Annotated in this window: 22 protein-coding genes; 6 read left to right on the forward strand and 16 right to left on the reverse strand. The window is 67.0% G+C overall.

The features are described 5' to 3' along the window. Positions 1-26: 26 nt before the first annotated feature. Together AWC31_RS33605 and AWC31_RS33610 are read left to right on the forward strand one after the other, a co-directional pair. Positions 27-1,964, forward strand: coding sequence for a primary-amine oxidase (locus AWC31_RS33605; protein ID WP_085149740.1), 1,938 nt, complete (start codon positions 27-29; stop codon positions 1,962-1,964). Between the two features lie 45 nt (positions 1,965-2,009). Further along, a complete protein-coding gene (locus AWC31_RS33610) occupies positions 2,010-4,007 on the forward strand; it encodes a DUF7064 domain-containing protein (RefSeq protein WP_085149742.1) in 1,998 nt (665 codons plus the stop codon). Between the two features lie 76 nt (positions 4,008-4,083). Here the strand turns inward: AWC31_RS33610 and AWC31_RS33615 are convergent, their stop codons facing one another. The 6 genes from AWC31_RS33615 to AWC31_RS33640 all read right to left on the reverse strand — a co-directional run bounded on the left by AWC31_RS33615 (position 4,084) and on the right by AWC31_RS33640 (position 8,970). Beyond that, entirely contained in the window at positions 4,084-4,302 is a 219-nt protein-coding gene (locus AWC31_RS33615; protein ID WP_067852804.1) for a DUF167 domain-containing protein, read from the reverse strand. A gap of 74 nt (positions 4,303-4,376) precedes the next feature. Further along, positions 4,377-5,579, reverse strand: coding sequence for a lipid-transfer protein (locus AWC31_RS33620; RefSeq protein ID WP_085149744.1), 1,203 nt, complete (start codon positions 5,577-5,579; stop codon positions 4,377-4,379). After that, positions 5,576-6,016, reverse strand: coding sequence for a Zn-ribbon domain-containing OB-fold protein (locus AWC31_RS33625; protein ID WP_085149747.1), 441 nt, complete (start codon positions 6,014-6,016; stop codon positions 5,576-5,578). Before AWC31_RS33625 ends, AWC31_RS33620 begins: the two co-directional genes overlap by 4 nt. A 91-nt stretch (positions 6,017-6,107) precedes the next feature. Then, positions 6,108-7,121, reverse strand: a complete 1,014-nt coding sequence (locus AWC31_RS33630) for a zinc-dependent alcohol dehydrogenase family protein (RefSeq protein WP_234817080.1) — start codon at positions 7,119-7,121, stop codon at positions 6,108-6,110. A 38-nt stretch (positions 7,122-7,159) separates the two neighbouring features. Continuing rightward, positions 7,160-7,849, reverse strand: a complete 690-nt coding sequence (locus AWC31_RS33635) for an alpha/beta fold hydrolase (RefSeq protein ID WP_085149749.1) — start codon at positions 7,847-7,849, stop codon at positions 7,160-7,162. Next, complete coding sequence (locus tag AWC31_RS33640; protein WP_085149751.1) at positions 7,846-8,970, reverse strand: FAD-dependent monooxygenase; 1,125 nt, start codon at positions 8,968-8,970, stop codon at positions 7,846-7,848. Before AWC31_RS33640 ends, AWC31_RS33635 begins: the two co-directional genes overlap by 4 nt. Before the next feature lie 70 nt (positions 8,971-9,040). Between AWC31_RS33640 and AWC31_RS33645 the strand changes: the two genes are divergently transcribed. Next, complete coding sequence (locus tag AWC31_RS33645) at positions 9,041-9,931, forward strand: LysR family transcriptional regulator (protein ID WP_085149753.1); 891 nt, start codon at positions 9,041-9,043, stop codon at positions 9,929-9,931. 10 nt (positions 9,932-9,941) lie between these two features. Then, positions 9,942-12,656: a DNA polymerase I gene (gene polA / locus AWC31_RS33650; RefSeq protein WP_085149974.1), complete on the forward strand. Its 2,715-nt coding sequence runs from the start codon at positions 9,942-9,944 to the stop codon at positions 12,654-12,656. Between the two features lie 60 nt (positions 12,657-12,716). On the opposite strand, the gene AWC31_RS33655 is transcribed toward polA, so the two are convergent. After that, complete coding sequence (locus tag AWC31_RS33655) at positions 12,717-13,877, reverse strand: PrsW family intramembrane metalloprotease (RefSeq protein ID WP_067852792.1); 1,161 nt, start codon at positions 13,875-13,877, stop codon at positions 12,717-12,719. 207 nt (positions 13,878-14,084) lie between these two features. On the opposite strand from AWC31_RS33655, the gene rpsA reads away from it, so the two are divergent. Both rpsA and coaE read left to right on the forward strand, forming a co-directional pair. Further along, positions 14,085-15,527: a 30S ribosomal protein S1 gene (gene rpsA / locus AWC31_RS33660; protein WP_067852789.1), complete on the forward strand. Its 1,443-nt coding sequence runs from the start codon at positions 14,085-14,087 to the stop codon at positions 15,525-15,527. Between the two features lie 146 nt (positions 15,528-15,673). Beyond that, positions 15,674-16,801 (forward strand): dephospho-CoA kinase, encoded by a 1,128-nt coding sequence (gene coaE, locus AWC31_RS33665; protein ID WP_085149755.1) that lies wholly within the window; start codon positions 15,674-15,676, stop codon positions 16,799-16,801. Here the strand turns inward: coaE and AWC31_RS33670 are convergent. The 9 genes from AWC31_RS33670 to AWC31_RS33710 all read right to left on the reverse strand — a co-directional run bounded on the left by AWC31_RS33670 (position 16,798) and on the right by AWC31_RS33710 (position 26,486). Further along, positions 16,798-18,261 (reverse strand): flavin-containing monooxygenase, encoded by a 1,464-nt coding sequence (locus tag AWC31_RS33670; protein ID WP_085149757.1) that lies wholly within the window; start codon positions 18,259-18,261, stop codon positions 16,798-16,800. The genes coaE and AWC31_RS33670 overlap by 4 nt on opposite strands. An 88-nt stretch (positions 18,262-18,349) precedes the next feature. After that, complete coding sequence (locus AWC31_RS33675; protein WP_085149759.1) at positions 18,350-19,072, reverse strand: SDR family NAD(P)-dependent oxidoreductase; 723 nt, start codon at positions 19,070-19,072, stop codon at positions 18,350-18,352. Continuing rightward, positions 19,069-20,013: an alpha/beta hydrolase gene (locus AWC31_RS33680; protein WP_085149761.1), complete on the reverse strand. Its 945-nt coding sequence runs from the start codon at positions 20,011-20,013 to the stop codon at positions 19,069-19,071. The genes AWC31_RS33675 and AWC31_RS33680 overlap by 4 nt, the downstream gene beginning before the upstream one ends. Before the next feature lie 11 nt (positions 20,014-20,024). Further along, complete coding sequence (locus AWC31_RS33685; RefSeq protein ID WP_085149763.1) at positions 20,025-21,401, reverse strand: glutamine synthetase family protein; 1,377 nt, start codon at positions 21,399-21,401, stop codon at positions 20,025-20,027. Further along, on the reverse strand, positions 21,398-22,666 hold the full coding sequence (locus AWC31_RS33690; RefSeq protein WP_085149765.1) for a glutamine synthetase family protein: 1,269 nt from the start codon (positions 22,664-22,666) through the stop codon (positions 21,398-21,400). The genes AWC31_RS33685 and AWC31_RS33690 overlap by 4 nt, the downstream gene beginning before the upstream one ends. After that, on the reverse strand, positions 22,659-23,726 hold the full coding sequence (locus AWC31_RS33695) for a hypothetical protein (RefSeq protein ID WP_085149767.1): 1,068 nt from the start codon (positions 23,724-23,726) through the stop codon (positions 22,659-22,661). The genes AWC31_RS33690 and AWC31_RS33695 overlap by 8 nt, the downstream gene beginning before the upstream one ends. Continuing rightward, positions 23,723-24,493, reverse strand: a complete 771-nt coding sequence (locus AWC31_RS33700) for an SDR family NAD(P)-dependent oxidoreductase (protein WP_085149769.1) — start codon at positions 24,491-24,493, stop codon at positions 23,723-23,725. Before AWC31_RS33700 ends, AWC31_RS33695 begins: the two co-directional genes overlap by 4 nt. Further along, the gene (locus AWC31_RS33705; protein WP_085149771.1) at positions 24,490-25,758 is read right to left on the reverse strand and encodes a YlbE family protein; all 1,269 of its coding nucleotides are present in this window, start codon (positions 25,756-25,758) and stop codon (positions 24,490-24,492) included. The genes AWC31_RS33700 and AWC31_RS33705 overlap by 4 nt, the downstream gene beginning before the upstream one ends. Next, entirely contained in the window at positions 25,755-26,486 is a 732-nt protein-coding gene (locus AWC31_RS33710; protein WP_207626469.1) for an SDR family NAD(P)-dependent oxidoreductase, read from the reverse strand. Before AWC31_RS33710 ends, AWC31_RS33705 begins: the two co-directional genes overlap by 4 nt. Positions 26,487-26,578 lie beyond the last annotated feature (92 nt).

Genomic DNA, 26,578 nt, shown 5'->3' on the forward strand with positions numbered 1-26,578 from the left:
CGCATCCGGTGTGATTGCGTGATCGGGTGGACCATCCCCTCGATCCGCTGTCGGCCGACGAGTTCACCGCGGTGGCAGCGATATTGCGGCGCGAACACGGTGTCGGAGACGGGTGGCGGATCGCGTCGGTGGAACTGGCCGAACCGTCCAAATCCGAACTGGCCGCCTTCGAACGAGGTGGCGCCGCGCCGCCGCGCCGTGCCGCGGTCATCTGCCTCGACCGGGCCGAGAACGCCACGTACAAAGGCGTCGTAACGTTGACGGGTGACGCCGTCGAGGCGTTCGACCACATCCCGGGGGTGCAGGCCAACTTCACCGTCGACGAGTTCGCCGAATGCGATCAGATGCTGCGCCACCATCCGGATGTGATCGCCGCACTGGCCAACCGCGGCATCACCGACATCGACAACGTGTTCATGGACACCTGGACCTACGGCGATGCCGTCGCGCCACCGGAGTACCGGAACCGGCGCATCGGATGGTCCGACACCTGGTACAAGTCGGCGTCGGGCGCCAACCCGTACGCACACCCGGTCAGCGGCCTGCACTGCGTCGTCGACCTCAACACCATGGAGTTGCTCCGTGTCGAGGACGACGGGAGCAACGAAAAGCCGGATGTCATGGGCGAATACGTGCCACGCCACATCCCGCAGCGAATCCGGTCGGCGTGGAACCGGGAGCCGCTCGCACCGCTGCACATCACGCAGCCGGACGGGCCGTCGTTCACCCTCGACGGCAACCTGCTGCGCTGGCAGAACTGGTCGCTGCGGGTCGGGTTCAATCACCGCGAAGGCATGACCCTGCACACCGTGCGGTATCGCGACGGAGAGGTGAATCGCTCGGTGGCGCACCGGATGTCGTTCGCCGAGATGGTGGTGCCCTACCGCGATCCGTCGGTCGATCACTACCGGCGCACAGCGTTCGACATCGGCGAGTGGGGTCTGGGTTTCATGACCACATCGCTCGAACTGGGCTGCGACTGCCTCGGTGAGATCCGTTATCTGGATGCCGTTCTGCACAACAGCAAAGGTGAGCCCTACACCATCACCAACGCGATCTGCATCCACGAGGAAGACAACGCGGTGCTGTGGAAGCACGTCGACCACGACGCGGGCGCCGAAGTGCGCAGGATGCGCCGGCTGACGCTGTCGTTTCACGTCACCGTCGCGAACTACGAGTACCTCGTGTACTGGCGGTTCTACCAGGACGGCAACATCGAGTGCGAGGTCCGCGCGACCGGCATCATGGTCACCACACCGCTGGCGCCGGGCCGACCCAATCCGAACGGCACCCTCGTCGACGAGCGCACCTATGCGCCCTTCCATCAGCATTTCCTGATCGCGCGGCTCGATCTCGATGTCGACGGCACCGACAACACGGTCTACCGGACGGAGTCGTATGCCGAACCGATCGGCCCCGACAATCCGTACGGGCTGTCGCTCGTGGTGCACGACGAGGCGCTGCGCACCGAAGACGAAGGCAAACAGGACGTCGACTTCGCGACCCAGCGAGCCTGGAAGGTGGTCAACACCAACGTCCTCAACGGACTGGGCACCCACCCGTCGTACAAACTGGTGCCCACCGGCGCGATACCGCCGATGTTCGATCCGGCCTCACCGGTGCTGCAGCGCGCCAACGTCATCGGGCACACCCTGTGGGTGACCCCGAACCATCCCGACGAACGTTGGCCCGCAGGAGAATTCGTCAATCAATCCGCCGCGGACACTGGGCTGGGCGTGTGGACCAAGGCCAACCGATCGATCGACAACACCGACGTGGTGCTGTGGTACGTGTTCGGCATCCACCACATCACCCGGCCCGAGGACTGGCCGGTGATGCCCGTCGACGTCGTGTCCTTCTGGCTCAAGCCGTACGGCTTCTTCGACCGTAACCCGGCACTGGACGTGCCCGCGTCGCCGCCGGACGCCTGCATCCACACCGACGCGAGGTCGGCACACCATTAGTTGACACCTGTCATGTGTGATCCCGGCCACTGCTAAGTTGCGTGTGTGCAACCGACTCAGAACGCCGTGCTCGAGCGTCCCGACGACCTGACCTGCGACTGGCTGACCGCCGCGATCGGCGCGGGCCCCGTCACCGGATTCGGTTTCGAACGGATCTGCACCGGTCAGATGAGCGAGTGCTACCGCGTGTCACTCACATACGGCGACGGCGCGACCGGTCCGGCGTCCGTCGTGCTCAAGGTCGCCGCGACCGATCCCAGCAGCCGCCAGACCGGGCTCGCGCTTGGCCTCTACGAACGTGAGGTGCGGTTCTACACCGACATCGCGCCCGGCCTGCCCGCCGGTCCGGTGGCGCCGTGCCATCACGCCGCGTTCGACCCGCAGAGCGGGGCGTTCGACCTGCTGCTCGGCGATGCCGCCCCGGCCACGGTCGGTGACGAGATCCGCGGTGCGACAGTCGAACAGGCCACTGCCGCGCTGGCCGAACTCGGCCGCGTGCACGGCCCGATACTGGCCGACCCCGAGCTGGGCCGGGCCGAGTGGCTCAACCGCGACGCGCCGGTCAACCAGGCGATGATCGCGGGCTTGTACGCGGCGTTCGCCGAGCGCTACGACGGCATGATCACCGCCGAACAGCGCCGCGTGTGCGAGCGGCTCGTGGAGAGCTTCGACGCCTACATCGCCGCCGAAGGCGAACCGGGACGCCCGCTCGGCCTGGTGCACGGCGATTACCGCATGGACAACATGCTGTTCGGCGATCCGGGCGCCGATCGAGTGCTGACCGTGGTCGACTGGCAGACCGTCACCTGGGGACCGGCGCTGACCGATGTCGCGTATTTCATCGGCTGTGCGCTGCCCGTCGAGCGGCGCCGCGAACACTATGACGCGTTGTTGCGCACCTACCACGCGGCGCTCGGACCGGACCCGGCGCTGAGCCTGGATCAGGTCCGCGACGGGGTGCGCAGGCAGAGTTTCTTCGGGGTGATGATGGCGATCATCTCCTCGATGCTCGTCGAACGCACCGAGCGTGGCGACCAGATGTTCATGACGATGCTGGACCGCCACTGCAGCCACGTGCTGGACACCGGTGCGCTGGAAATCCTTGCCCCACCGCAGATTCGGGAGCCGCTGGTGCCTGCGGCCGCCGACGAGGCCGCACACGAGCCCACCGACGAAGCGTTGTGGAACGAGAGCTGGTATTTCGACTTCGTCGACACGTCAGCCGGTTTCGGCGGCTGGGTGCGCCTGGGGCTGATACCCAACCAGGACACCGCGTGGATCAACGTGCTGCTGGCGGGCCCGGGACTGCCGACCATCGCGCTCAACGACTTTCACGCCGCCCTGCCGGCTGACATCGCCGAAGTTCGGGGTGCCGATGTCGAGCTCGCGTTGCTGCCGATCGAGCCACTGCAGACCTACCGGATCAGGGCGTCGGGCAGTGGGCAGTCCTACGACGATCCGGCGGCGCTGCTGCGCGGCGAGGCCGGAAGCCCCGTGGCGGTCACGATGGACCTCACCTGGACCACCGCGGCGACGCCGTACCAGTACCGCATCACGCCCCGCTACGAACTGCCGTGCACCGTCTCGGGCACGGTGACGATAGGGGACCAGACCCACACCGTCGAGGCCGTGCCCGGTCAGCGGGACCACTCGTGGGGTGTGCGGGACTGGTGGTCGATGGAATGGGTCTGGAGCGCAGTGCATCTCGACGACGGCACCCACCTGCACGGCGTCGACATCCGGATACCGGGCATGCCGCCGATCGGCATCGGCTATACCCAGCGGGCGGGTGAACCGCTCGTCGAACTGCAATCCGTGGCCGCACAGCACACCCTCGGCGACGACGATCTCCCCGTCACGACGACACTGTCGCTGCAGCCCTGCGACATCGAGGTCACCGTCGACATCCAAGGCCACGCACCCGTCCTGCTGACCTCACCCGACGGCAAGGTCAGCCAGTTCCCCCGCGCGTGGGCGACCGTGCGCACCGCCGACGGGCGCACCGGCGTCGGCTGGCTGGAGTGGAACCGCAATCTCGGGTAACCCTGGCCCGCCGAGCGCCCGTGTTTGTACAGCGACACGCCGTGTTCGGGCGGCATTTTGGGGTCGCTCGCGGCGGTCAACTGATGCGGAAACGCTTCACCCGCGCCGTCGCACCCGAGACCAATTCGACGTGGCTGCGCGGCACGCCGAGATGTGCGGCAAGCAGTTTCGTGACGGCCTCATTGGCCTTGCCGTCGACCGCGCGCTCAGGCACGTAGATGGTCAGCGCGCCGTCGTCGGCGACCTCGACCAGAGGCCCTTTGCGACTACCGGGCTTGACTCGGACTGTGATCATGCCTCGCCGAACGTGAAGAACTGTGCGAACTTTCGAGGAAAACTCGACATGTTGTTCACGTTCGGCGCCTCGCTCTAGCGCGCGACGACGACCGACGAGCCGTGGCCGAACAGACCCTGGTTGGCCGTCACGCCGACCTTGGCCCCTTCGACCTGCCTGCCGGTCGCTTGACCTTTCAGCTGCCAGGTCAGCTCGCACAGCTGCGCGATGGCCTGGGCCGGGATGGCCTCACCGAAGCACGCGAGACCGCCCGACGGGTTGACCGGAACCCGGCCACCGATCGTGGTCGCGCCGCTGCGCAGGAGCTGTTCACCCTCGCCCTTCGCGCACAGTCCGAGATGCTCGTACCAGTCCAGCTCGAGCGCGGTGGACAGGTCGTACACCTCGGCCAGGCTGACGTCCTCGGGGCCGATACCGGCCTCGGCATATGCCGCGTCGAGGATCTGATCTTTGAACACGCGCTCGGGCGCCTCGACGACCGCGGTGGAATCCGTTGCGATGTCCGGCAATTCGGGAAGATGCTGCGGGTAGCGCGGCGTCACGGTGCTGATCGCGCGCACCGACGGCACCCCCTCGAGCGATCCCAGGTGCTTGCGGGCGAAGTCCGCACTGGCCACGATCAGCGCGGCCGCGCCGTCGGAGGTCGCGCAGATGTCGAGCTGGCGCAGCGGGTCGGCGACGACGGGGCTCGCGAGCACGTCCTCGACCGCGGATTCCTTGCGGTAGCGGGCATTCGGGTTCTGCAGACCGTGCCGCGAGTTCTTCACCTTGACCTGCGCGAAGTCCTCGGCCGTCGCGCCGTAGAGATCCATGCGGCGCCGGGCCAGCAGCGCGAAATACACGGGATTCATCGCCCCGATCAGATGGAACCGCTGCCAGTCGGGATCGTTCTTGCGCTCACCGCCGACCGGTGCGAACGCGCCCTTCGGCGTGGTGTCGGCGCCGATCACGAGTGCCACATCGCAGAATCCGGCCAGGATCTGAGCGCGGGCGCTCTGCAGTGCCTGCGAGCCCGACGCGCACGCCGCGTACGAAGACGACACGGGGACGCCGTTCCAGCCCAGCTTCTGCGCGAAGGTCGATCCCGCGATGAATCCGGGGTAGCCGTTGCGGATCGTGTCGGCGCCGGCCACCAGCTGGATCTGGCGCCAGTCCAGCCCGGCCTCGGCGAGCGCCGCGCGCGCCGCGACGACGCCGTACTCGGTGAAGTCACGGCCCCATTTGCCCCACGGGTGCATGCCCGCGCCGAGGATGTAAAGCGGTTCGGGGGTGCTCATGGTGCGATCCTCCAGGCATAGGTGGTGCGCTCGACGCCGTCGGCATCGGTGTAGAGCGGCATCGTGGTGAGCTCCATGTCCATTCCGACCTTGAGGTCGGCGGCAAGGGTGCCCTCCACGACTTTGCCCAGCACGATCAGCCCCTCGTCGGCGAGTTGCACCGCGGCGATGGCGAACGGCTCGAACGGGTCGGGTGCCGGATAGGGCGCCGGTGGTGGATAGCGGTTCTCGGTGTAGCTCCACACCTTTCCCCGCCGCGACAGTGGCACGAGGTCGAGCACGTCGCTGTCGCAGGCCGGGTTCGGGCAATTGTTCTCGCGCGGCGGGAACACGTAGGTGGCGCACTGTGAGCACTTGCCGCCGATCAGATGAGTCGCGCCGGAATCGTCGGCGGCGAACCACCCTTCGATTGCGGGTTGCGTAGAAGCTGCTGGCACGTCGGTCAGACTAGCCGAGATCCACCCAGAAACTGAAACGTGTTGCAGTTTTGTCCCGACTGCCGGGAGGCTGCCTCGGTGCCGACGGGACTCACCTGTCGAATTCGATGACGATCTTTCCGAACGGCCCGCGGTCGAGGCGATCCAAGGCGCTCGGAAGGTCGGCAAGTGTGTAGCGGGAGTCGATGACCGGTTTCAGGGCGATGCGGTCGACGGCTGCGACGAGGTCTTCCAGCGCACGCCGGTGACCGGTGCCGATGCCCTGAATGACGATGTCCTTGAACAGCAGTGGCGCCACGGGCGCGCTGATCTCGAACCCTTCCAAGGCCCCTATCTGGTGAATCGTGCCGCCGACGGCGGTGACCTGAACGGCCTGGCCCAGATGCGCTCCGCCCACGATTTCGAGAACGTGATCAGCGCCGTGGTCGTCGGTGAGTTCGTAGATGGCTTCCACCCAGTCCTCTCGCCGTCGGTCGACGCCATCGTCGGCTCCCAGCGCCAAAGCCCGGTCCAGCTTTCCTGTGCTACCGGAGACGATCACCCGGGCTCCGTGCGCCTTCGCGATCTGGATGCCGAACAACGAGACGCCGCCGGTACCTTCCACGAGCACGGTGTCACCGGCGTGAACCCGACCGCGTTCGACGAGCGCGAACCACGCCGTCAGCCCGGCGCAGGGGAGCGTGCTGGCTTCGGCCGACGACAACGTCGCGGGCGCCCGCACGAACCACTCCTCCGAAAAGCAGACTTGATCGGCGAGCACGCCGGGGTAATACCCTCCCAGCGTGCGGTACGACGGTGTGCGCGCGTCCCCGCCACGGGCGCCGTCGCGCCAGTCGGGTGTGAACGTCGAGACGACGCGATCGCCGATCTGAAGCCGCGTGACACCCTCACCGATGCCGACGACTGTTCCCGCGAGGTCGGATCCGGGCGTGAACGGAAACTGCAGCGGCAGCCCGCGTCCGGTCTCGATCACCATCTTGTCGCGGTAGTTCAACGACACCGCGGCCACATCGACCAGCACCTGTCCGGGTCCGGGCTCAGGCGATGCCACCTCCCGCAGTGCCAACTGATCCCGGCCGATGCTGTCCATCTCCCAGCGCCGCATGCGTTTCCCTTCGTCGGCTCCGAGGCCGTCAACGAGGTCTATGGCGCATTCATTCCTTGGTGGCCGGCGACATCGAGCAGGATCTGCAGCACCTCGTCGGTATGGCCGGCCAGCAGGTTGTGCGTGCTGTCCAGCGCATGTGTGGTCCACGACGGGTCCTGGTTCAGCCTCTCGAACAGGGCCGCGAACGGCGGCTCGCCGTCCCACTGAGTGGCATAGACGTACACGCGGCGCCGAAACCTCGACAGATCTCCGGTCAACCGGATCGGCTGCATCAACGATGCCAGCGGGTGGGCGGTGGCGCGCTCGTCGAAGAACGGCAGGGGAGGCACGCCGTATCCGGTGGCGTCGACGTCGGCATACCAGTCGCGTAAGTCGTCGGTCACCAGATTCCAGCACGAGTCACCGTCGGCCGGCACGAACGCGTCGAGGTACACCAGTGAATCAATCTGGGCGGCAACACGATCCGCCACCGCCGTGATGACCATGCCGCCATAACTGTGTCCGACCAGCACGGCGTCGGTCACCTGTTGCGCATCGAGTTCGGCCAGCACGTCGGCGATGTGGGTCTCGAGGTTGACGCCCGCGTGCGCGAGGTGGGCGCGCTCGGCCACCCCGGTCAACGTGATGGCCAGCACGCGGTGCCCGTGGTCGCGCAGTCGCGCGGCCAGCTCGTCGTAGTACCACCTGCCGTGGCAGGCGCCGGGAACAAGCACATAGGTCGTCATGTGAGGCTCCGATCTGCGTTCGTGTCGCGCCGATAGTCGGCGGTGACGCGCGCGAGTTCCTCGGGACGGGACGTGCCGATGTGGTGCATCGCGCGGTTGGCCGCGACCACGTCGGCGGTCTCGGGCCTGCGGATGTCCTCGTAGCGCCGCAGCCCCGTTTCGACGTCGCGGGCGAGCTCGTCGGCCAGCACCCGGGCGTCGACGATGGCCTGCGAACCGCCGTTCGCTCCAACGGGATACATCGGATGGGCGGCGTCGCCGAGCAACGTGACGCGTCCGGCGCCCCACCACGAGAGCGGGTCGCGGTCGACCATCGGGTACTCGAGCACCGTTTCGGTCCGCGCGATCACGTCGGCGACATCAAGCCAGCCGAGGTCCCAGCGGGCAAGGTGGGCCAGCACTTCCGACCGGTCGCCGGGCTGGTTCCACCGCGCGTCACCGGGCAGCGGTCCCGGTTCGGACTCGGGCAGCAGGACCACCCAGTTCGTCAGCCCGCCGCCGATGCGATAGACGACGAGTTCGGCCGCATCGTCTTTCACGATGGCCATGGTCCGGCCGTCGAGGAACGGCTCGCCGGGCGCGGCGCCGCGGAACATCCGCACACCCGACCACTGCAGCGGATCGGCGCCGGGATGCAGTTGTGCGCGCACCGCCGAGTGGATGCCGTCGGCGCCGACCAGCGCCGCGGCATCGAAGTCGCCCGCCGAGGTCCGAACTGTGACGTGCGCGCCGTCGTCGTCGAACCCGATCAGTTGTGTGCCGGTGCGGACGCGGTCCGGCCCGAGTGCCGAAAGCAACAGCATCTGCAGTTCGCCCCGGTGGACCGAGTACTGCGGATGGCCGTAGCCACCGTCGATGCCGCGCGGTTCACGAAACAGCAAGGTGCCGGTGGCGTCGTAGTAGCTGATCGCCGCCGGGGCCACGGCGATGTCCGCCAACGCGTCGCCGAGCCCGAGTTCGCACAGCTCGCGCACCGCATGGGGTAGCAGGTTGATGCCGACCCCGAGCGGCCGCACGTCGCGGGCGCGTTCGATGACGGTCGCCGGGATGCCGCGGGCCCGCAGGGCAAGGGCAGTGGTCAGCCCGCCGATACCGGCGCCTGCGATGAGTATTTCGGTCATGACCCCAGCGTCGGCCGCCGGCAGTTATAAGTCCAATACCACTTAAGTTGCGTAACTATAATCATTGCTTATGGAATTGCGACAGCTCGAGTACTTCGTCGCGGTGGTCGAAGAAGCGAACTTCACGCGCGCCGCGCAACGTGTGCGGGTGGCGCAACCCGCGGTCAGCGCGCAGATCCAGCGGCTGGAACGTGAGCTCGGTCAGGAGTTGCTCGACCGGTCCCGCCGGGCCGTCCGGCTGACGGCGGCCGGGGCGGCGGTGCTGCCGTATGCCAGGGCGGCGTTGGCGGCCGTCGCGGGCGCCCGCACCGCGGTCGACGAGCTCGCCGACCTTGTGCGCGGCAGTGTCGCCATCGCGACGGTGACGGCCCACGACGTCGACATACCTTCGCTGTTGGCGCAGTTCCACACCGCCCACCCGGCCGTCGAGATCACGCTCGGCGCGGACAATTCCGATGTGCTGCTGGAGCGGCTCCGCACCGGACGGCTGGATCTGGCGATCGTGTCGATCGGTCCGGACGAACAACTCGATGACATCGCGACCGAGGTGGTCACCGACGAGGCGATCGAAGCCGCGGTCGGTGCCGGCGACGACCTCGCGGCACACGATGTCGTCTCGTTGACCGCCCTGCGGGAGTGGCCGCTGATCTCACTGCCGCCGGGCACGGGCATTCGCAGGCAGCTCGACGCCGCGTGCGCAGCCGCGGGCTTCACCCCGCGGATCGCGTTCGAGGCCAGCACGCCGCCGGCACTCGCGGATCTGGCCGAGCGCGGATTGGGCGTGGCGATCCTGCCGAGTTCGGTGTCCCGCTCCCGGCCCGGACTGCATGCGCTGACGATCGAACCGCCGATGCGCGGACGGCTGGTGCTGGCGTGGCGGTCGCGCGGGCCGATGAGTCCGGCTGCCCGCGAGTTGGTGAAGATGGCGCGGCGGTTACTGGCTGTCGGAGCGCCTGCATAGAGTTATGGCCGTGAGCCCAACCGCGACTGCCAAGACCGAAACAGCGACCGACAAGCCCACACTGATGCTGCTGGACGGCAATTCGCTGGCGTTCCGGGCGTTCTACGCGTTACCTGCGGAGAATTTCAAGACGCAGGGCGGTTTGACCACCAACGCGGTGTACGGGTTCACGGCCATGCTGATCAACCTGCTGCGCGACGAGCAGCCCACCCACGTCGCGGCGGCTTTCGACGTATCGCGGCAGACGTTCCGCAAGGAGAAGTACCCCGAGTACAAAGAGGGCCGCTCGGCGACGCCCGACGAGTTCCGCGGCCAGATCGACATCACCAAGGAAGTGCTCGGCGCGCTGGGCATCACCGTGCTCGCCGAGCCGGGGTTCGAGGCCGACGACATCATCGCCACGCTGGCCACCCAGGCCGAGGAGGGCGGCTACCGCGTGCTGGTGGTCACCGGCGACCGGGACTCGCTGCAGTTGGTGAGCGACGACGTCACCGTGCTCTACCCGCGCAAGGGTGTCAGTGAGCTGACGCGGTTCACGCCCGACGCGGTGCTCCAGAAGTACGGCCTGACCCCGGCGCAGTATCCCGATTTCGCGGCGCTGCGCGGCGACCCGAGCGACAACCTGCCCGGCATCCCGGGCGTGGGGGAGAAGACCGCCACCAAGTGGATCGTCGAGTACGGGTCGTTGCAGGCGCTGGTCGACAACGTCGACAAGGTCAAGGGCAAGGTCGGCGACGCGCTGCGGGCCAACCTGTCCAGCGTGGTGCTCAACCGTGAGCTGACCGATCTGGTCCGGGATGTGCCGCTCGCGCAGACCCCCGACACCCTGCGGGTTCAGCCGTGGAACCGCGATCAGATTCACCGGCTGTTCGACGACCTGGAGTTCCGGGTGCTGCGCGACCGCCTGTTCGAGACGCTGGTCGCGGTCGAGCCCGAAGTCGAGCACGGATTCGACGTGCGCGGCCGCGCGCTGGAGCCCGGTGAACTGGCCGCGTGGCTGTCCGATCACAGCCTGGGTAACCGCTTCGGACTCGCGGTCGTGGGCACGCACCTGGCCTACGACGCCGACGCCACCGCGTTGGCGATCGTGTCGGCCGACGGCGACGGCCGCTACATCGACACCGCCACGCTGACACCCGAGGACGAGGCCGCGCTGGCGTCCTGGCTTGCCGATCCCGGCCCGCCGAAGGCGCTGCACGAGGCCAAGCTCGCGATGCACGATCTCGCCGGGCGCGGCTGGACGCTGCGTGGCGTCACGTCCGATACCGCGCTTGCCGCGTATCTGGTGCGGCCCGGTCAGCGCAGCTTTGCCCTCGACGATCTGTCGGTGCGCTATCTGCGCCGGGAACTTCGCGCGGAAACGCCGGAGCAACAACAGCTTTCGCTGCTCGACGACTCCGATGGGGTGGACGAGCAGGCGGTGCAGACCGTGATCCTGCGGGCCAGTGCGGTGCTCGATCTTGCCAACGCCCTCGACGAGGAACTCGCCCGTATCGACTCGTCGTCGCTGCTGGGCCGCATGGAGCTGCCCGTCCAGCAGGTCCTGGCCGAGATGGAGCACGCGGGCATCGCAGTCGACCTCGACCACCTGCAGGAACTGCAGGGCGAATTCGCCGACCAGATCCGCGACGCCGCCGAAGCCGCCTACGGCGTGATCGGCAAGCAGATCAACCTCGGCTCACCCAAACAGTTGCAGGTCGTGTTGTTCGACGAGCTGGAGATGCCCAAGACCAAGCGCACCAAGACCGGCTACACCACCGACGCCGATGCGCTGCAGTCACTGTTCGACAAGACCGGGCATCCGTTCCTGCAGCATCTGCTCGCCCACCGCGACGCCACGCGCCTCAAGGTCACCGTCGACGGCCTGCTGAACTCGGTCGCCTCGGACGGTCGGATCCACACGACGTTCAACCAGACGATCGCGGCGACGGGGCGGCTGTCGTCCACCGAGCCGAACCTGCAGAACATCCCGATCCGCACCGAGGCCGGTCGCCGGATCCGCGACGGTTTCGTCGTGGGCGAGGGCTACGCCGAGCTCATGACCGCCGACTACAGCCAGATCGAGATGCGGATCATGGCCCACCTGTCGCGCGACGAAGGCCTCATCGAAGCTTTCAACACCGGTGAGGACCTGCACTCGTTCGTGGCGTCGCGGGCGTTCTCGGTGCCCATCGACGAGGTCACGCCGGAACTGCGGCGCCGCGTCAAGGCGATGTCCTACGGCCTGGCCTACGGTCTGTCGGCCTATGGCCTGGCCTCTCAGCTCAAGATCTCCACCGAAGAGGCCAAGGTGCAGATGGAGCAGTACTTCGACCGGTTCGGCGGGGTGCGGGACTACCTGCGCGACGTGGTCGATCAGGCCCGCAAGGACGGTTACACCTCGACCGTGCTCGGTCGCCGCCGCTACCTGCCCGAGCTCGACAGCAGCAACCGCCAGGTGCGCGAGGCCGCCGAGCGCGCCGCGCTGAACGCGCCGATCCAGGGCAGCGCGGCCGACATCATCAAGGTGGCGATGATCAACGTCGACAAGGCGATCAAGGACGCGGGCCTGCGGTCACGCATGCTGCTGCAGGTGCACGACGAGCTGTTGTTCGAGGTCGCCGAGGGTGAGCGCGACACCTTGGACAAACTGGTCCGTGAGCACATGGGTGCGGCCTATCCGCTGGATGTGCCGTTGGAGGTGTCGGTGGGGTATGGCCGCAGCTGGGACGCCGCCGCGCACTAGCGGCGCATCGGCCGCCGCCGCACACTAGCGGCGCATCGGCCGGGGCCGCGCACTGGCGCGTCAGCGCGGCGCGCGGTAGTTGGCGAGCCATCCGAGGATCGGCGCGTGCGACCGTGCGGCCGCGACGGCGTGGACTTCCTCGTTCTGCAGCGCGTACACCCGGGCATCGCCGAAGCCGCGGTCGATGCGGTCCCGCACGAACGCCAGCTCGACGACGGCGGCGGCGAATCTCGCGACCGCCTTGCCCGCGGGCCGCCCGCCTGCCCGGGTCGCCTGATCGATCGCGGCGCGCCGGGCCCGCAGCGATCCGAGCCAGGTGGCCTCGTTGGGAGTGATCAGGCCGGCGGACACCATGCCGGGCAGTTTGGTGGCGACGATGCGTTGTTCGCGACGGCGGCTCCAGATGGCCAGACCGATCACGAGCGCGAAGATCGGCACCATCCACACCACGTACACGACGAAGTAGGTCTCGATGCCCACCAGCGAGGAGCCGTTCCACAACCCGTGGATGAAGGCCGCCGCGAGGTAGCCGAGCAGGATGCAACCGGCTTTGGCGACGAAACCGCGTCGGTGCAGTGCGAAGTACACGCCGATCGCGATCATCGTCGTGAACAGCGAGTGCGCGAACGGCGCCATGATGAGCCGCATCGCCGCGGTGACCAGCGATCCGGCCACCGAGTCGGCGCTGGCGATGTACATGATGTCTTCGAGCCAGGCGAAACCGATGCCGACCATGCCGGCATAGACCAGACAATCGGTCAGCGAGTTGAGTTCGTTGCGGCGCCGCCCGGTCATCATGATCAGCAGAAACAGCCCTTTGGCGGCCTCCTCGATCAGCGGCGCCCGGATCGCGGTGGAGGCGAACCCGTCCGGCAGGGCCGGGTTCGGGGGAAACAGCGCGTCGCCGAGCAGGCTCAGCACGACCGACAGCACGACCGCGATCGATGCGCCCCAGCCGAAGGCCAGCAGCAGGAGCCGGGGCGGTTCCGGCTCGAAGCGGTCCAGCCACAGGTAGGCGAACACGACGCCGGTCATGGCGATGCTCGACAGGACGAAGCCGATGATCGCGCCGACCGGGTTGAGCGCTGTGAACAGCAGGATCAAGCCGCCGGTGATGACACCGAGGACGATGATCACGGCCAGCGGGGCGCCGACCTTGCGGACCGGACGGGGCAGCGGTGCGGCCACCGGGAACCACGGTGGTGGGGCCGGGTGTTGCATCGGGGAGTACGCCACCATCGAAGGGTAGCGGCGGTGCCCTATCGGGCAGGCGGTTTGTCCTGCGTGTACCGGGTCGAGTACCCTCGGTACGTACCTGTGTGCACAGCTCGTCGGCGCCGCAGGCGACACCAGCACAACCCGGCGTCCGCGCCGGAGCAACACAAAATTCTGTCCCTACGATCAAACCTGTCCGGAGCAACCCACCACATGCCAAGTCCCTCCGTCACCTCGCCGCAAGTAGCCGTCAACGACATCGGCTCGGCTGAGGACTTTCTCGCCGCCATCGACAAAACCATCAAATACTTCAACGATGGCGACATCGTCGAGGGAACCATCGTCAAGGTTGACCGTGACGAGGTCCTCCTCGACATCGGTTACAAGACCGAAGGTGTCATTCCTTCGCGCGAACTCTCCATCAAGCACGACGTCGACCCCAACGAGGTCGTTTCCGTGGGCGATGAGGTCGAGGCCCTCGTTCTCACCAAGGAGGACAAGGAAGGCCGCCTGATCCTGTCCAAGAAGCGCGCACAGTACGAGCGCGCCTGGGGCACCATCGAGGAGCTCAAGGAAAAGGACGAGGCCGTCAAGGGCACCGTCATCGAGGTCGTCAAGGGCGGCCTGATCCTCGACATCGGCCTGCGCGGCTTCCTGCCCGCGTCACTGGTCGAGATGCGTCGTGTCCGCGATCTGCAGCCGTACATCGGCAAGGAGATCGAGGCCAAGATCATCGAGCTCGACAAGAACCGCAACAACGTGGTGCTGAGCCGCCGCGCCTGGCTGGAGCAGACGCAGTCCGAGGTGCGCAGCGAGTTCCTCAACCAGCTGCAGAAGGGCGCCATCCGCAAGGGTGTCGTGTCCTCGATCGTCAACTTCGGCGCGTTCGTCGATCTCGGCGGTGTCGACGGTCTGGTCCACGTCTCCGAGCTGTCCTGGAAGCACATCGACCACCCGTCCGAGGTTGTCCAGGTGGGCGACGAGGTCACCGTCGAGGTCCTCGACGTCGACATGGACCGCGAGCGGGTTTCGCTGTCGCTCAAGGCGACTCAGGAAGACCCGTGGCGCCACTTCGCCCGCACCCACGCGATCGGCCAGATCGTACCGGGCAAGGTCACCAAGCTGGTGCCGTTCGGTGCGTTCGTCCGCGTCGAAGAGGGCATCGAGGGCCTGGTGCACATCTCGGAGCTGTCCGAGCGCCACGTCGAGGTTCCCGACCAGGTGGTCCAGGTCGGCGACGACGCGATGGTCAAGGTCATCGACATCGACCTGGAGCGTCGCCGGATCTCGCTGAGCCTCAAGCAGGCCAACGAGGACTACACCGACGAGTTCGACCCGTCGAAGTACGGCATGGCCGACAGCTACGACGAGCAGGGCAACTACATCTTCCCCGAGGGCTTCGATCCCGAGACCAACGAATGGCTCGAAGGCTTCGACAAGCAGCGGGAAGAGTGGGAGAGCCGCTACGCCGAGGCCGAGCGCCGGCACAAGATGCACACCGCGCAGATGGAGAAGTTCGCCGCTGCCGAGGCAGAGGCCGCCAACGCTCCGGTTTCCAACGGGTCTTCGCGGTCGGAGGAGTCCACCGGTGGTGGCACGCTGGCCAGCGACGCGCAGCTCGCCGCTCTGCGGGAGAAGCTCGCAGGCAGCGCCTAGTCAGAGATCGAACCGAACGCCCCGGCAAGTGCCGGGGCGTTCGGCGTTTCGCCCGCCGAACGTGAACTCGATGGCGAGAAATCGCCAAAACCTCGCCATTTCCTTCACATTCGCGTAAAGGGCTGGCGTCCTGAGAGACTGATGCGGTGCTTCGTATTGGATTAACCGGCGGTATCGGCGCCGGGAAGTCAACAGTGTCGGCCACATTCAGTGAGTGCGGCGGGATCGTCGTCGACGGCGACGTGATCGCCCGGGAGGTCGTCGAACCCGGCACCGAGGGCCTGGGGCGGCTCGTCGAGGCGTTCGGTGCGGAGATCCTGCTGGCGGACGGCGCGCTGAACCGGCCCGCGCTCGCGGCGGTGGCGTTCAGTGACGACGAGAAACGGGCGGTGCTCAACGGCATCGTGCACCCGTTGGTCGGCCGGCGCCGCACCGAGTTGATCGAGGCGGCTCCCGACGACGCCGTCATCGTCGAGGACATCCCGCTGCTCGTCGAATCGCAGATGGCACCCCTGTTCCCGTTGGTCGTCGTCGTGCACGCCGACGTCGAAACCCGGGTGAGCCGCCTCGTCGAGCATCGCGGCATGCCCGAGGCGGATGCCAGGGCACGGATCGCCGCTCAGGCGACCGACGAGCAGCGGCGCGCCGTTGCCGATGTGTGGCTGGACAACTCGGGCAGCCAGGCCGATCTCGTGGAACGAGCAAAACAGCTGTGGTTCAACCGCATCCTGCCGTTCGCGCGCAACATCCAGGCGGGTGAACCCGTCGCGGCGCCGCTGCAGCCGGTCTCCTTCGATGCGGGCTGGGCCGGTGAGGCGCGCCGCATCGTCGCGCGGCTGCAGACGGCGTGTGGTCACCGCGTTGTGCGGGTCGACCATGTCGGGTTGACGGCGGTCCCTGGGCTGGACGCGCCCGATGTCATCGACGTCCAGGTGACCGTGGAGTCCCTCGACGTCGCCGATGAGCTGTCCGGTGCCCTGCGGGCCGTCGGCTATCTCCCGCTCGCCGACGGCATCGACGCGGTCGAGTCGGATGCCCGCAGCACGGTCGCGGCGTTCGACCATTCCGACGATGCTGCGCTGTGGCGCAGCCGCCTGCACGCCTCGGCAGACCCCGGCAGGCCCACGAACGTCCACCTGCGGGTGGCGGGTTGGCCCAATCAGCAGTACGCGCTGCTGTTCACCGATTGGTTGCGGGCCAACCCGGGTGCCGACCTCGACAACGCCTACCGGCGGGCCTGGGAGTGGGCGGACGAGACGGGCTGGCGGCCCTAGCTCAGGCGGACTGCGATCCTGCGGAGCAGTTTGGTGGCCAGGATGTAGGGGGTCGCGCCGAACGGCCATTGTGACACGATTCGGCCGCTGCCTGCCTGGAAGTAGTTGTTGACCTGGGCCCAAACGGTTTTCGACAGGGCGGCCTGCACCCAGTCGTTGTAGATGACGAATGCCGAGCGGCGCACCTCGATCGTGGTCGCACCGGTGTTGGCCGCTCGCGAGATCAGGCCGGCGGCGAAGCCGGCTTGTGCCTCGTAGAAGGACACCAGCGGAATCGAGTTGGTGTTCGGGCCGTACATGATGAAGAAGTTCGGGAACTTCGGAACCATCATGCCCAGAAACGCTTCGGGTTCGCCCTGCCACTGTTCGTGCAGTGCTGCGCCTCCGCGCCCGCGCACCTCGTAGTTGCCGAGATAGTTGGCGGCATCGAATCCTGTTGCCAGCACGATGATGTCGAGTTCGTGTTCGTCACCGTTGGCGTCGACGGCGCCGGTCCGCGACAGACCCTTGACGGCATGCGGGACGAGCGTGACCTTCGGGTTGCGCAGCGACCGGTAGTAGGTGTCGCTGACGACGGTGCGCCTGCCCTCGAACGGGAATGACGGCGTGGCGAGCTCGAGCAGATCGGGCCGGTCGCCGAGCTCACGGCGGAGGTATTCGGCTGCGGCCCGGTGCTTTCGTCGGTTCGTCCAGCCGGTGGACCTGGCATGGCTGGAGCGGTACTGGCGAAGGTCGTAGCCGAGGTAGAGCTTGAGCCGTCGCCAGGCGTACACCGGCGCGAGCCGATTGAGCCGGCGCTCGGCAGGCGTGAAATCGTGGCTGTTTTTCGGCAGTATCCAGTTCGGTTCGATCTGGAAGATCTTCACTTCCGCACCGACCCGCTCGGCCTCGGTGACCACCTGAACGGCAGAGGAGCCGGTACCGACCACGCCGATCTTCTTGCCGGACATGTCGAGTCCGTCGATCCAGCGCGACGTGTGGCAGATGGCGCCACCGAAGTCGTTGTGCTCGCGGGCGAACGGCGGGATCAGCGGGATGTTGAGAAAACCGACCGCGCTGATGACAGCGGTGAACCGGCCGTGGTCGACACCGGATTCGGTGCTGACGGTGTAGGTCTTGTCGATGTCGGACCAGGCGACGTCGTCAACCTTTTCGTTGAACCGGATGCGGCGGGGGAGATCCCACTTGTTCGCGACGTGGTTGAGATAGCCCTGCAATTCCCGCCAGCCCGCGTGCGTGCGGGTCCAGTCGTAGCGCTCGAACGAGAACGAGTAGATATGAGATTCGAGGTCGACTTCGGCGCCGGGGTATCGGTTGTGCCACCAGGTGCCGCCGAGCGCGGGCGCCTGCTCGAAGATCACGAAGTCCTCGATGCCTTTCTTACGCAGGGCGATCGCCGCGGCGATACCGCTGAAACCCGATCCTATGATGGCGACTCGCGGCATCGTTGGCCCGCTCATCCTGACTCCCGTCTAAAGAACTATAGGTCGCGTGTTTAGACCAAAAATTGGATTGTCAACATCCCCGGCCATGCCGGGGGTTTCGCTGTTACTTGATCTGAGCTGTCCAGCCGCCGTCGACGACGAGATCGGTGGCCGTGACGAACGAGGCGTCCGCAGACAGCAGAAACGCTATGGCGTTGGCGATTTCGTCAGGCATCCCGAGACGTCGCAGTGGTGTGCGGCTCTCCATGTCGGCTCGTCGGGCCGGACTGTCGACGTACAGGTAATCGATCATCGGGGTGAGAATCGCGCCCGGGCACACGGTGTTGGCCCGGATTCCCTCCGGCGCGAGTTGCAAGGCCAACGCCCTCGTCAGTGACACCACTGCCGCCTTGCTCACCTGATAGGCGTCCAGCGGGGAATCCATGCCCCTCAGGCCCGCGGTGCTCGCGACGTTGACGATGCTCTTACCGTTCCCACGGCGCAGATGATCAACAGCCGCTGTGGTTACTCTTCGCAGGCCGTGCAGATTCACTCCCAGCGTGAGATCCCAGACGGACTCGTCGATGTCGAGCGTCGACCCATCGCGGTCGAACAGCGCGACCCCGGCGGCGTTCACGAGATAGTCGAGTCCCCGCCCATCCAACCGGCCGAACAGCTCGGCCGGATCGCCGTCGAGCAGATCGAAGCGTACGTAATCGGCCTCGGCGGGCAGTCCTGGTGCCCGCTCGCCTACATCCGTGGCGATGACGTCCACACCATCCTTGACGAGGCGATGCACGGTGGCCGAACCGATCCCGCCACCTGCCCCGGTGACCAGTGCGATCATCGGACGGGCTCATCGGTGCGGGACAGGGCCGCGGCGAGGCGCTCGCCCGCGAACGTCATGGCCGCGCCTGCGGTCGGAAAGACCTCGTCGAGGCCAAAGAATCCGTGCACCATGCCCGGCGTCGAGTGGCTCTGCACCGCGACGCCCGCCGCCCGCAGCGCCTGCTCATACAGCTCTCCCTGCGGGCGAATGGGATCGCACTCGGCGAGGATGATGGTCGCCTCAGGCAAGCCGGTGTGATCGGCGTCGAGCACGTTGACCCGCCGATCGCCCGCGGCGTCCGGGCTGGGCAGGTAATTGTCCTGGTGCCACTGCAATTCGTCGCGTTCCAGCATCACGCCGTCGTAGGCCGAATCCATGCCGCGGCCCAGGTCGGTGGTGGTGACCGGATAGACCAGTAGCTGATGACGCACCACCGGATCGCCCGCATCGCGGTAGTGCAGCGCAACGGCGGCCGCGAGGTTACCTCCGGCACTGTCACCGGCCACCGCGAGGCGGGTGACGTCAACGCCGAGCCCGGAGGATGGTCTGCGCGCCCACTCGACCGCGTCGATCGCGTCGTCGACCGCGGTCGGGAACCGAGCCTCCGGACCGCGCCGATATCCCACCGACAGCACCGCCGCGCCGGAGGCGTTGGCAAGCAGTCGCGTTGCCACATCGTGGGAGTCGACACTGCCCAGCAGCCAGCCGCCGCCGTGGTAGTACACGGTCAGTGGCAGGTCCGCATCGCCGGTGGGCAGATAGAGCCGGCCCGGAATGCCTGTGCCGTCGCGGGTTTCGATCGTGACGTCGACGACGCGGTGGACCTCTGGTTTGGCCAGTGCGGCGAAGGTGTTCTCGAAATTCTCCCGGGCGGTCGGCACCGGCAGCAGGTGCGCGTTGGGGCGGCCCGACGCCTTGGTGTCGTCGAGCATCTTCTGGGCGATGGGGTCGATCGGCATGAGCTTCTCCTTCAGACGCGTTCGTAGTAGCGGCGGGACTCCCAATCCGTCACGGTGTGGGAGTCGAAGGCCTCGAGTTCGCTCTGCGCGGACGCCAAGAGGTGCTCGAACACCTCGTCGCCGAACGCGGTTCGGGCCATCTTGCTTTCGGCGAACAGATCGAGCGATCGGTGCAGTGCAGTGGGCACAGTCGTGACACCGCTTCCCGTCCAGGCATTTCCGTCGAATATGCCGGGAGCGGGAAGCTCGCGTTCGATGCCGTCGAGCCCGGCCGCGATCGTCGCCGCGTAGGCGTAGTACGGGTTGACGTCGGCGCCGGGTATCCGGTTCTCCACCCGGAACGCCGGACCGGTGCCGACCAGCCGGAATGCACACGACCGGTTGTCGTTGCCGAGGGCGATCGCCGTTCCGGCGAACTGGTCGGGCTGAAAACGCTTGTAGGAGTTGATGGTCGGTGCGAACATCAGGCTGATGTCGGCGGCGTGATGGAGCTGGCCGGCCACAAAGGAGCCGAACCGGTCGGACATGCCGTGGTGCTCGGGCGACCAGCACAGCGATTCGCCGCTGTCGTCCGACCACATGCTGACGTGCAGGTGGCACGATGACCCGACCTCGTCGATCTTCGGCTTCGCCATGAACGTCACCGTCAGATCGGCGGCGTTGGCCAGCTGTTTGACGCCGTACTTGAACAGCACGTGCCGATCGGCCATTTCGAGCGTGTCGCAGTAGTCGAGGGTGACCTCTTGCTGTCCCAGGCCCCATTCGGGTTTGGACGATTCGATCGGCACCCCGAACTCGGGCATCTGATTGCGGATCCGCTCGATGAACCAGTCGTCACGCGCGGCCTGGATCATCTGGTAGTCAGATCGGTAGTCCGAGAGCATCTTCAAGTTCTGGTACCCCAACTCCCACGCCTCGCGCGGCGGTGTGGCGGCCAGGTAGAACTCCAATTCCGAGGCGAACTTGAAGGACATACCGTGCTGCGCGGCCCGTTCGAGCTGAGCCCGGAGGATCGTGCGCGGTGCCACGGCCAACGGTTGGTCGGAATCCATGTGGTAGGCGTCGCAGATGACCAGCGCGGCGGTCGGCTCCCACGGCACGCGGCGCAACGTCGACAGGTCCGGTACCAGGCGGATGTCCACCCAGCCGTTGGCCGCGTTGGACACCGGCAGGTCGAGCGGGTTCATCTCAAGATCGACCGCGAAGATGAAACTGCTGGCGTTGATGCCGCTGCCGTCAAGCCCCAGGCTTCGAAAGGCTGGGATGGTCAGCCGTTTGCCGACCAGCCGTCCGTAGGGGTCGGGGGCGGCGCAGACCACGGTGGTGATCTCGCCGGCCGCGGCCAGCTCCTCGAATCGGTCGAGGTCCAGTGCGGGTGCGGTGCTCATTGGTGCTCCAGGTGTCGATGCAGTTCCCAGCTGGTGATGGTGCTCCGTAGCCAACGTTCATAGCGTTGCAGTTCGGCACGGCGGGTGGCGCCGAACGACGTGGTGAACGGCTTACCGAGTAGGTCGGCCAGCCACGTCGAGCTCTCGAACTGCGTGAGCGCGCCGCCCAGGTCGCCGGGCAGCTCGGCGGGCTCGGCGGCACGGTCCGGCAGCGCCAGTTCCTCGGTCAGTCCGTGCAGACCGGCCGCCAGCAGTGCGGCCCCGACGATGTAGGGACTGGCGTCGGCACCGGGCCTGCGGTGCTCGACGCGCGCGGACTTGGGGTCGGTGACGATGACCCGCGCTGCGGTGCCACGGTCGTCGTAACCCCAACTGGCCGTCGCGGGTGTGAACATCTCCGGGTCGATGCGCTTGTAAGAGTTGACATTCGGGTTGAGCATCAGCACCGTGTCCGCCATGCCCGCCAGCAATCCGGCGAGGTAGTGGCGGCCTTCGGTTGACAACACACCCGATCCGTCGGAGAACACATTGACGCCTTCGCGGTTCAGACTCGAATGCACGTGGCCACCGGCTCCGGACTTGTCGGCGAACGGCTTTGCCATGAAGCTGGCGTGCAGTCCGTGCTCGGCGCACAGGTCGCGCAGGTACTGTCGGGCCCGCACGGCGTTGTCCGCAGCTCGCACGGCGGGTGCGGGCGCCAGGGTGAACTCGAAGAAGCCCGGGCCCAGTTCGGCGTGGAACATCTCGACCTCGATGCCCACCTGATCCATCCGGTTGACGAATTCGGTTGCCAAACTGTTGATCTCGGCGCATCGGGTGAGGCTGTAGGCATTCTCGGTGCGGCCGTGGGGGGTGTGCGCCGGGTCGGCGGAGAAGATCCACAGCTCGTATTCGAAGCCCAGCACGGGGGCCAGATCCAGGTCGGCATATCGGTCGGTCAGAGTGCCGAGCACGGCGCGGGGCGAGAGGTCCAACGGCCGGTCGTCGGTGTCGACGAGCTCGGCGATCACGGCGTCGGTGCCGGGGCGCCACGGCAGCCGAACACGCGTGGATTCATCGGGCTTCAGCAGGGCATCGGGGTATCCGTTGCCCGCGCTGCTGAACGGTGTGTCGGTCACATCGTCCGTCAGCGACAAGCCGTAGACGATCGTGCAGAAGGCCAGGTGGGTGCCGCCCCGCGTCTTGGCCGAGCGCACGAGCTTGCCGCGCAGGCCGAGGTCGTAGTCGGCCACTTCGAGCTGTGTCATCGCCACGGTGTCAGCCATGCGTATCGCTCCTCGTCGTTCGGCGCGGTCGGCGGGCCGGGTCGCGCCCGACCCGGTGGTAGATGTGGTCGGGAACGTCGGCGGGATCGTGGTAGACCCACCATGTGCACGAGGTCGTCGGGTCGGTCGGTGTCCACGTCGGTGGGTCGATCACGCGGGTCGGGTAGCCCAGCCGATCGATGGGCATGACCTCGTTGAGTTGGCAGCAGTGCACACAGTAGGAGCAGATGCCGACGGTGTTCCACGCCCAGTCGTGTGGCTCGGTGGTGACGGCGAATCCGTACGGTGCACCGGACCGGGGGGTTCCTTCGGTGATCCGGCCGTCGAGTGAGCGGCCGCCGGATCCGCATGGCGCGAACCGGAATCCGGTGCGGCCCGGTTCTGAGATCAGCTCGATGTCGCCTTGGCGTGCGGTGCCGGCGAGGTGCGCGTGGAAGCCGTCGACGATCGCGATCATCAACTGATGTGCCGATTCGGTCCAGGGCTGGTTGTCCAATGCGTAACGGCGCGCATGGATCTCGTACCAGTCGCTCATCAGGAAGTCCCACAGCGCACCGAGGGACTGTTCACCGACGAGTTTGACCGCGATGTCGATCATCCCGGCCACCCGGTCGACGGCGTGGTCGTGAATGTGTTGCCACGCCAGCCGTGCCGCTTCGATCAGCGCGGCCGCCTCCGGATCTTGATCGCGGCACGCGCGGGCGGCGTCCGTGACGGCGCCGAGATAGGTGGGCCATCGGGGGCCGATACCGGCCACAGCTTGCGATCCGACGAGTCCGGCGAGCCGCGCCACCGCGCTGTCGAGGTCGGCCCCGCCGGCGCCGTGCGCGCGGATCCACTGCAGTGTTGCCTCGGGCCAGCGGTCGTAGATGTCGCGCAGTTCATCGGCTTCGAGCACCGACACCTCGACCAGTTGCGCGGCGGCTTCCCAGTCGTGACGCTCCGCGCATTCGATCGCGCTGCGGAACGTCCCGCGGGCGAGTTCGGCCCAGTCGCCGACACGAGCATTGCGGCCCAACGACGGTTCGTATGCCACCACGGGCATGTGGGTGCGTGTCATGTCAGCCCGAACCCGCCGTCGATGCGCAGCTCGGACCCGGTGACATAGGCGGCCTGGTCGCTGAGCAGATAGGCGACGGCCGAGGCGATTTCGTCCGGATCGGCGAACCTTCCGGCCGGCACCCGTGGCGCCAGGGCCGGTGGCAGGCGGCCGGTGTCGCCGTGCGCGGCAGCCATCGGGGTGGCGACGAAACCGGGGGAGATGCTGTTGACCCGTATGCCATCGGATGCGAGGGCGCGGGCGCTGGTCTGCGTGAGCATGTGCAGTCCGGCCTTCGACGCCGCGTATTGCGGAGTGGGGTCGGGATCGGAAAGCGCGATGACACGCGACGCCTCGATCGAGGTGATGTTGACGATCGCGGCCGGTGCGTTGCGGCGCAACGCCAGTGTGAGCGCGTCGACGACGTTATAGGCGCCGACCAGGTTGATCTCCAGGCAGCGCAACCACTGTTCACGCGCGACGCCGCTGAATCCGGTGTTGTCGAGGACGCCCGCGCAGTTGACCACGTAGCTGACCGCATCGGTGGACACGTTCTGATCTCGCAGCACCGACAACAGGTCGGCGTCGCGCACGTCGGCTGCACAGCACACCTGAAGGTCGGCTCCGTAGCAGGAATCCGGTTGGGGGGTAAGGACATCGAGCCGGATCGTCCGGATGCCTGCCGACATCAGCTGCTGCGCTGTGGCAGCCCCGATGCCGGATGCTGCGCCGGTGACCACGGCGTCACCGCCGCTGAACGTCAAGGCGAGCGATTTCGGCGCCGTCATCGCGGACCGAACCTGAGAGCATGCTCGGCCATGGCGTCGACGAAGCATTCTCGTGGTGCGCGGATCACGCCCGCACCGATCTGGCCGCCGTCGCGGCCGGCCAGTCCGACATCCATGACCGGCAGCACTCCGGTTTCAAGCACCTTTCGGGCGTCGATACCGGTCGGCGTGCCGCGGAAGCCGAACAGCGGGATGCGGTAGGCGCTGTTCTCGCCGTGGGTGATGGCATACATCTCCCGGTTGCGTTCGATCATGATCTCGGGTGAGCCGCCCTGGTACTCCTGCAGGGACAGCGCGCATGCCTGCGCGAAGCCGCCGAGGCCGACGGTTTCGGTGATCGGGGATTCGCCGCCCATCCAGGTGATCTCGTCCTCGGTGTGGCCGGTGAAGAGCTTGCCCTGGTGGATCGGTGGTGGACCTTCGAACCAGGTGTCGCCGAGCCCGGCCAGTTTGATCGCAAAACCGCGGCAGGAGAATGCCATCGCCGACACCAGGGTCGAGCCCGGTACCGACATCGCGTCGGCCGAGGCCTTGGCGGCTGCCATCGAAAGCCGCAGGAAAAAGTAGTCGTTCTCGGCCAGGTGCAGCAGGGTGTCGCGCACACCGGGAACCTTGGCGTCGACCATGTCGAGGATCGCCGGCAGGATCTCGCGGTTGAACAGGATCGAGGCGGCGGCGTTTCGGCTGTGTACCTCGTCGCCCATCCGCAGTGCGCGGGCGATCAAGGGTTTGAGCGCGATGCCACCCTGACGGCGGATCGCCTCCCCGACCACGGGTGCCAGCACGTCGTTGACGTGGCGCAGCCGGTCGCGCACGCCGTCGTCGTAACAGCCGTAGTTGAGCCGCCTGGGTTCCTTACCCTCGTAGAAATTGCAGAACCCCAGGTTGCCGCGTGTGCGATTCACCACGACGAACACCGGCATTGACGCGGTGTAGATCCCGGCAAGCGAGCCGACCGCGGAGAAATCGTGGCATGCGCCCACCTCGATGCGGCCGTCCGCGAAAGCGGCGATCGCCTCCTCGCGGGTGGCGGCGAGACCTTCGAACAGGGCGCCACCGATGAGAGCTTCGCGCTGCCCACCCGTGTAGGCCGACCACGGCATGGGCGCCCCTGAGGTGAGGACCAGGTTGTCGCGGAAGCCCGGCAGGACCTCGCGGGCCGGCGCCACGTCGATGACCCATGGATCGGCTTCGTCGAGGTGCGCGAACGCCGCGGCGTTGGCGGCCTCGACGTCGAGGACGGTGGTGTCGAGTTGGGTGCTCACCAGGCCACCACTCCGCCGTCGACTAGCAGGGTCTGCGCGGTGATGAACGACGCACGTGGTGACAGCATGAACTCGACCGCCTCGGCGACCTCCTCCGGCTCACCGATGCGCCCCAGCATCGCGTAACCGGCGCTCACCTCCTCGCCACCCGACACCCTGGCCATCGAGGGGCTCATCGGCGCACGGATGACCCCGGGAGCGATGTTGTTGACCCGGATGCCGCGGGGGGCCAACTCCTCGGCGAGATAACGGGTGTAGGCGGCGATTCCGGCTTTCGTGGCGCCGTACACCGACGCGCCGCGGAACCGACCGAAATGCCCGGTCAACGAGCCGATGTTGACGATCGCGCTGCCCTGGGTCAGTCGGGGTGCCACCACGTCGGTCACCCGTGCCATCCCGGCGATGTTCACCTGGAACATCAACTCGAGCTTGGCTTCGTCGAGTTCGCCGAGAAACGAATCTCGCAGGATGCCAGCGCAGTTGACCAGGCCGCTGATGGTCTCGCCGTCGTCGACCACCGATGTCACCGCGCTCTCGATGCTCTCGCGGTCGGCGACGTCCATCGCCACCGGCACCGTGCCCTGCAGGCCGGACTGCTCGAGGTCGAGTGCGTCGACGGCTGGTTTGAGGTCGGCAGCCACGGGGACGTAGTCACTCTGCAACAGCCGGCGGCAGATCGCCTGGCCGATCACGCCGGCTCCGCCCGTCACGATCACTTTGTTACTCAATCGATGATCCTCATCTGTGCTCAGCTGCCCTGTACTCCACCGAGTTTCGCCGTTAAAGGGCTATAGGTCAAGTTTTTAGGACTTTAAATTTT

This window comes from Mycolicibacterium wolinskyi, assembly GCF_002101965.1.
Classification (GTDB): Bacteria; Actinomycetota; Actinomycetes; order Mycobacteriales; family Mycobacteriaceae; genus Mycobacterium; species Mycobacterium wolinskyi.

What these genes read in the sequence shown, in the direction of transcription:
- AWC31_RS33615 (WP_067852804.1), bottom strand. Translation starts at nt 4,302, where the DNA reads ATGATCACAGTCCGAGTCAAGCCCGGTAGTCGCAAAGGGCCTCTGGTC.
- AWC31_RS33620 (WP_085149744.1), bottom strand. Translation starts at nt 5,579, where the DNA reads ATGAGCACCCCCGAACCGCTTTACATCCTCGGCGCGGGCATGCACCCG.
- AWC31_RS33630 (WP_234817080.1), bottom strand. Translation starts at nt 7,121, where the DNA reads ATGCGGCGCTGGGAGATGGACAGCATCGGCCGGGATCAGTTGGCACTG.
- AWC31_RS33635 (WP_085149749.1), bottom strand. Translation starts at nt 7,849, where the DNA reads ATGACGACCTATGTGCTTGTTCCCGGCGCCTGCCACGGCAGGTGGTAC.
- AWC31_RS33640 (WP_085149751.1), bottom strand. Translation starts at nt 8,970, where the DNA reads ATGACCGAAATACTCATCGCAGGCGCCGGTATCGGCGGGCTGACCACT.
- AWC31_RS33645 (WP_085149753.1), top strand. Translation starts at nt 9,041, where the DNA reads ATGGAATTGCGACAGCTCGAGTACTTCGTCGCGGTGGTCGAAGAAGCG.
- AWC31_RS33655 (WP_067852792.1), bottom strand. Translation starts at nt 13,877, where the DNA reads ATGCAACACCCGGCCCCACCACCGTGGTTCCCGGTGGCCGCACCGCTG.
- rpsA (WP_067852789.1), top strand. Translation starts at nt 14,085, where the DNA reads ATGCCAAGTCCCTCCGTCACCTCGCCGCAAGTAGCCGTCAACGACATC.
- AWC31_RS33670 (WP_085149757.1), bottom strand. Translation starts at nt 18,261, where the DNA reads ATGAGCGGGCCAACGATGCCGCGAGTCGCCATCATAGGATCGGGTTTC.
- AWC31_RS33675 (WP_085149759.1), bottom strand. Translation starts at nt 19,072, where the DNA reads ATGATCGCACTGGTCACCGGGGCAGGTGGCGGGATCGGTTCGGCCACC.
- AWC31_RS33680 (WP_085149761.1), bottom strand. Translation starts at nt 20,013, where the DNA reads ATGCCGATCGACCCCATCGCCCAGAAGATGCTCGACGACACCAAGGCG.
- AWC31_RS33685 (WP_085149763.1), bottom strand. Translation starts at nt 21,401, where the DNA reads ATGAGCACCGCACCCGCACTGGACCTCGACCGATTCGAGGAGCTGGCC.
- AWC31_RS33690 (WP_085149765.1), bottom strand. Translation starts at nt 22,666, where the DNA reads ATGGCTGACACCGTGGCGATGACACAGCTCGAAGTGGCCGACTACGAC.
- AWC31_RS33695 (WP_085149767.1), bottom strand. Translation starts at nt 23,726, where the DNA reads ATGACACGCACCCACATGCCCGTGGTGGCATACGAACCGTCGTTGGGC.
- AWC31_RS33700 (WP_085149769.1), bottom strand. Translation starts at nt 24,493, where the DNA reads ATGACGGCGCCGAAATCGCTCGCCTTGACGTTCAGCGGCGGTGACGCC.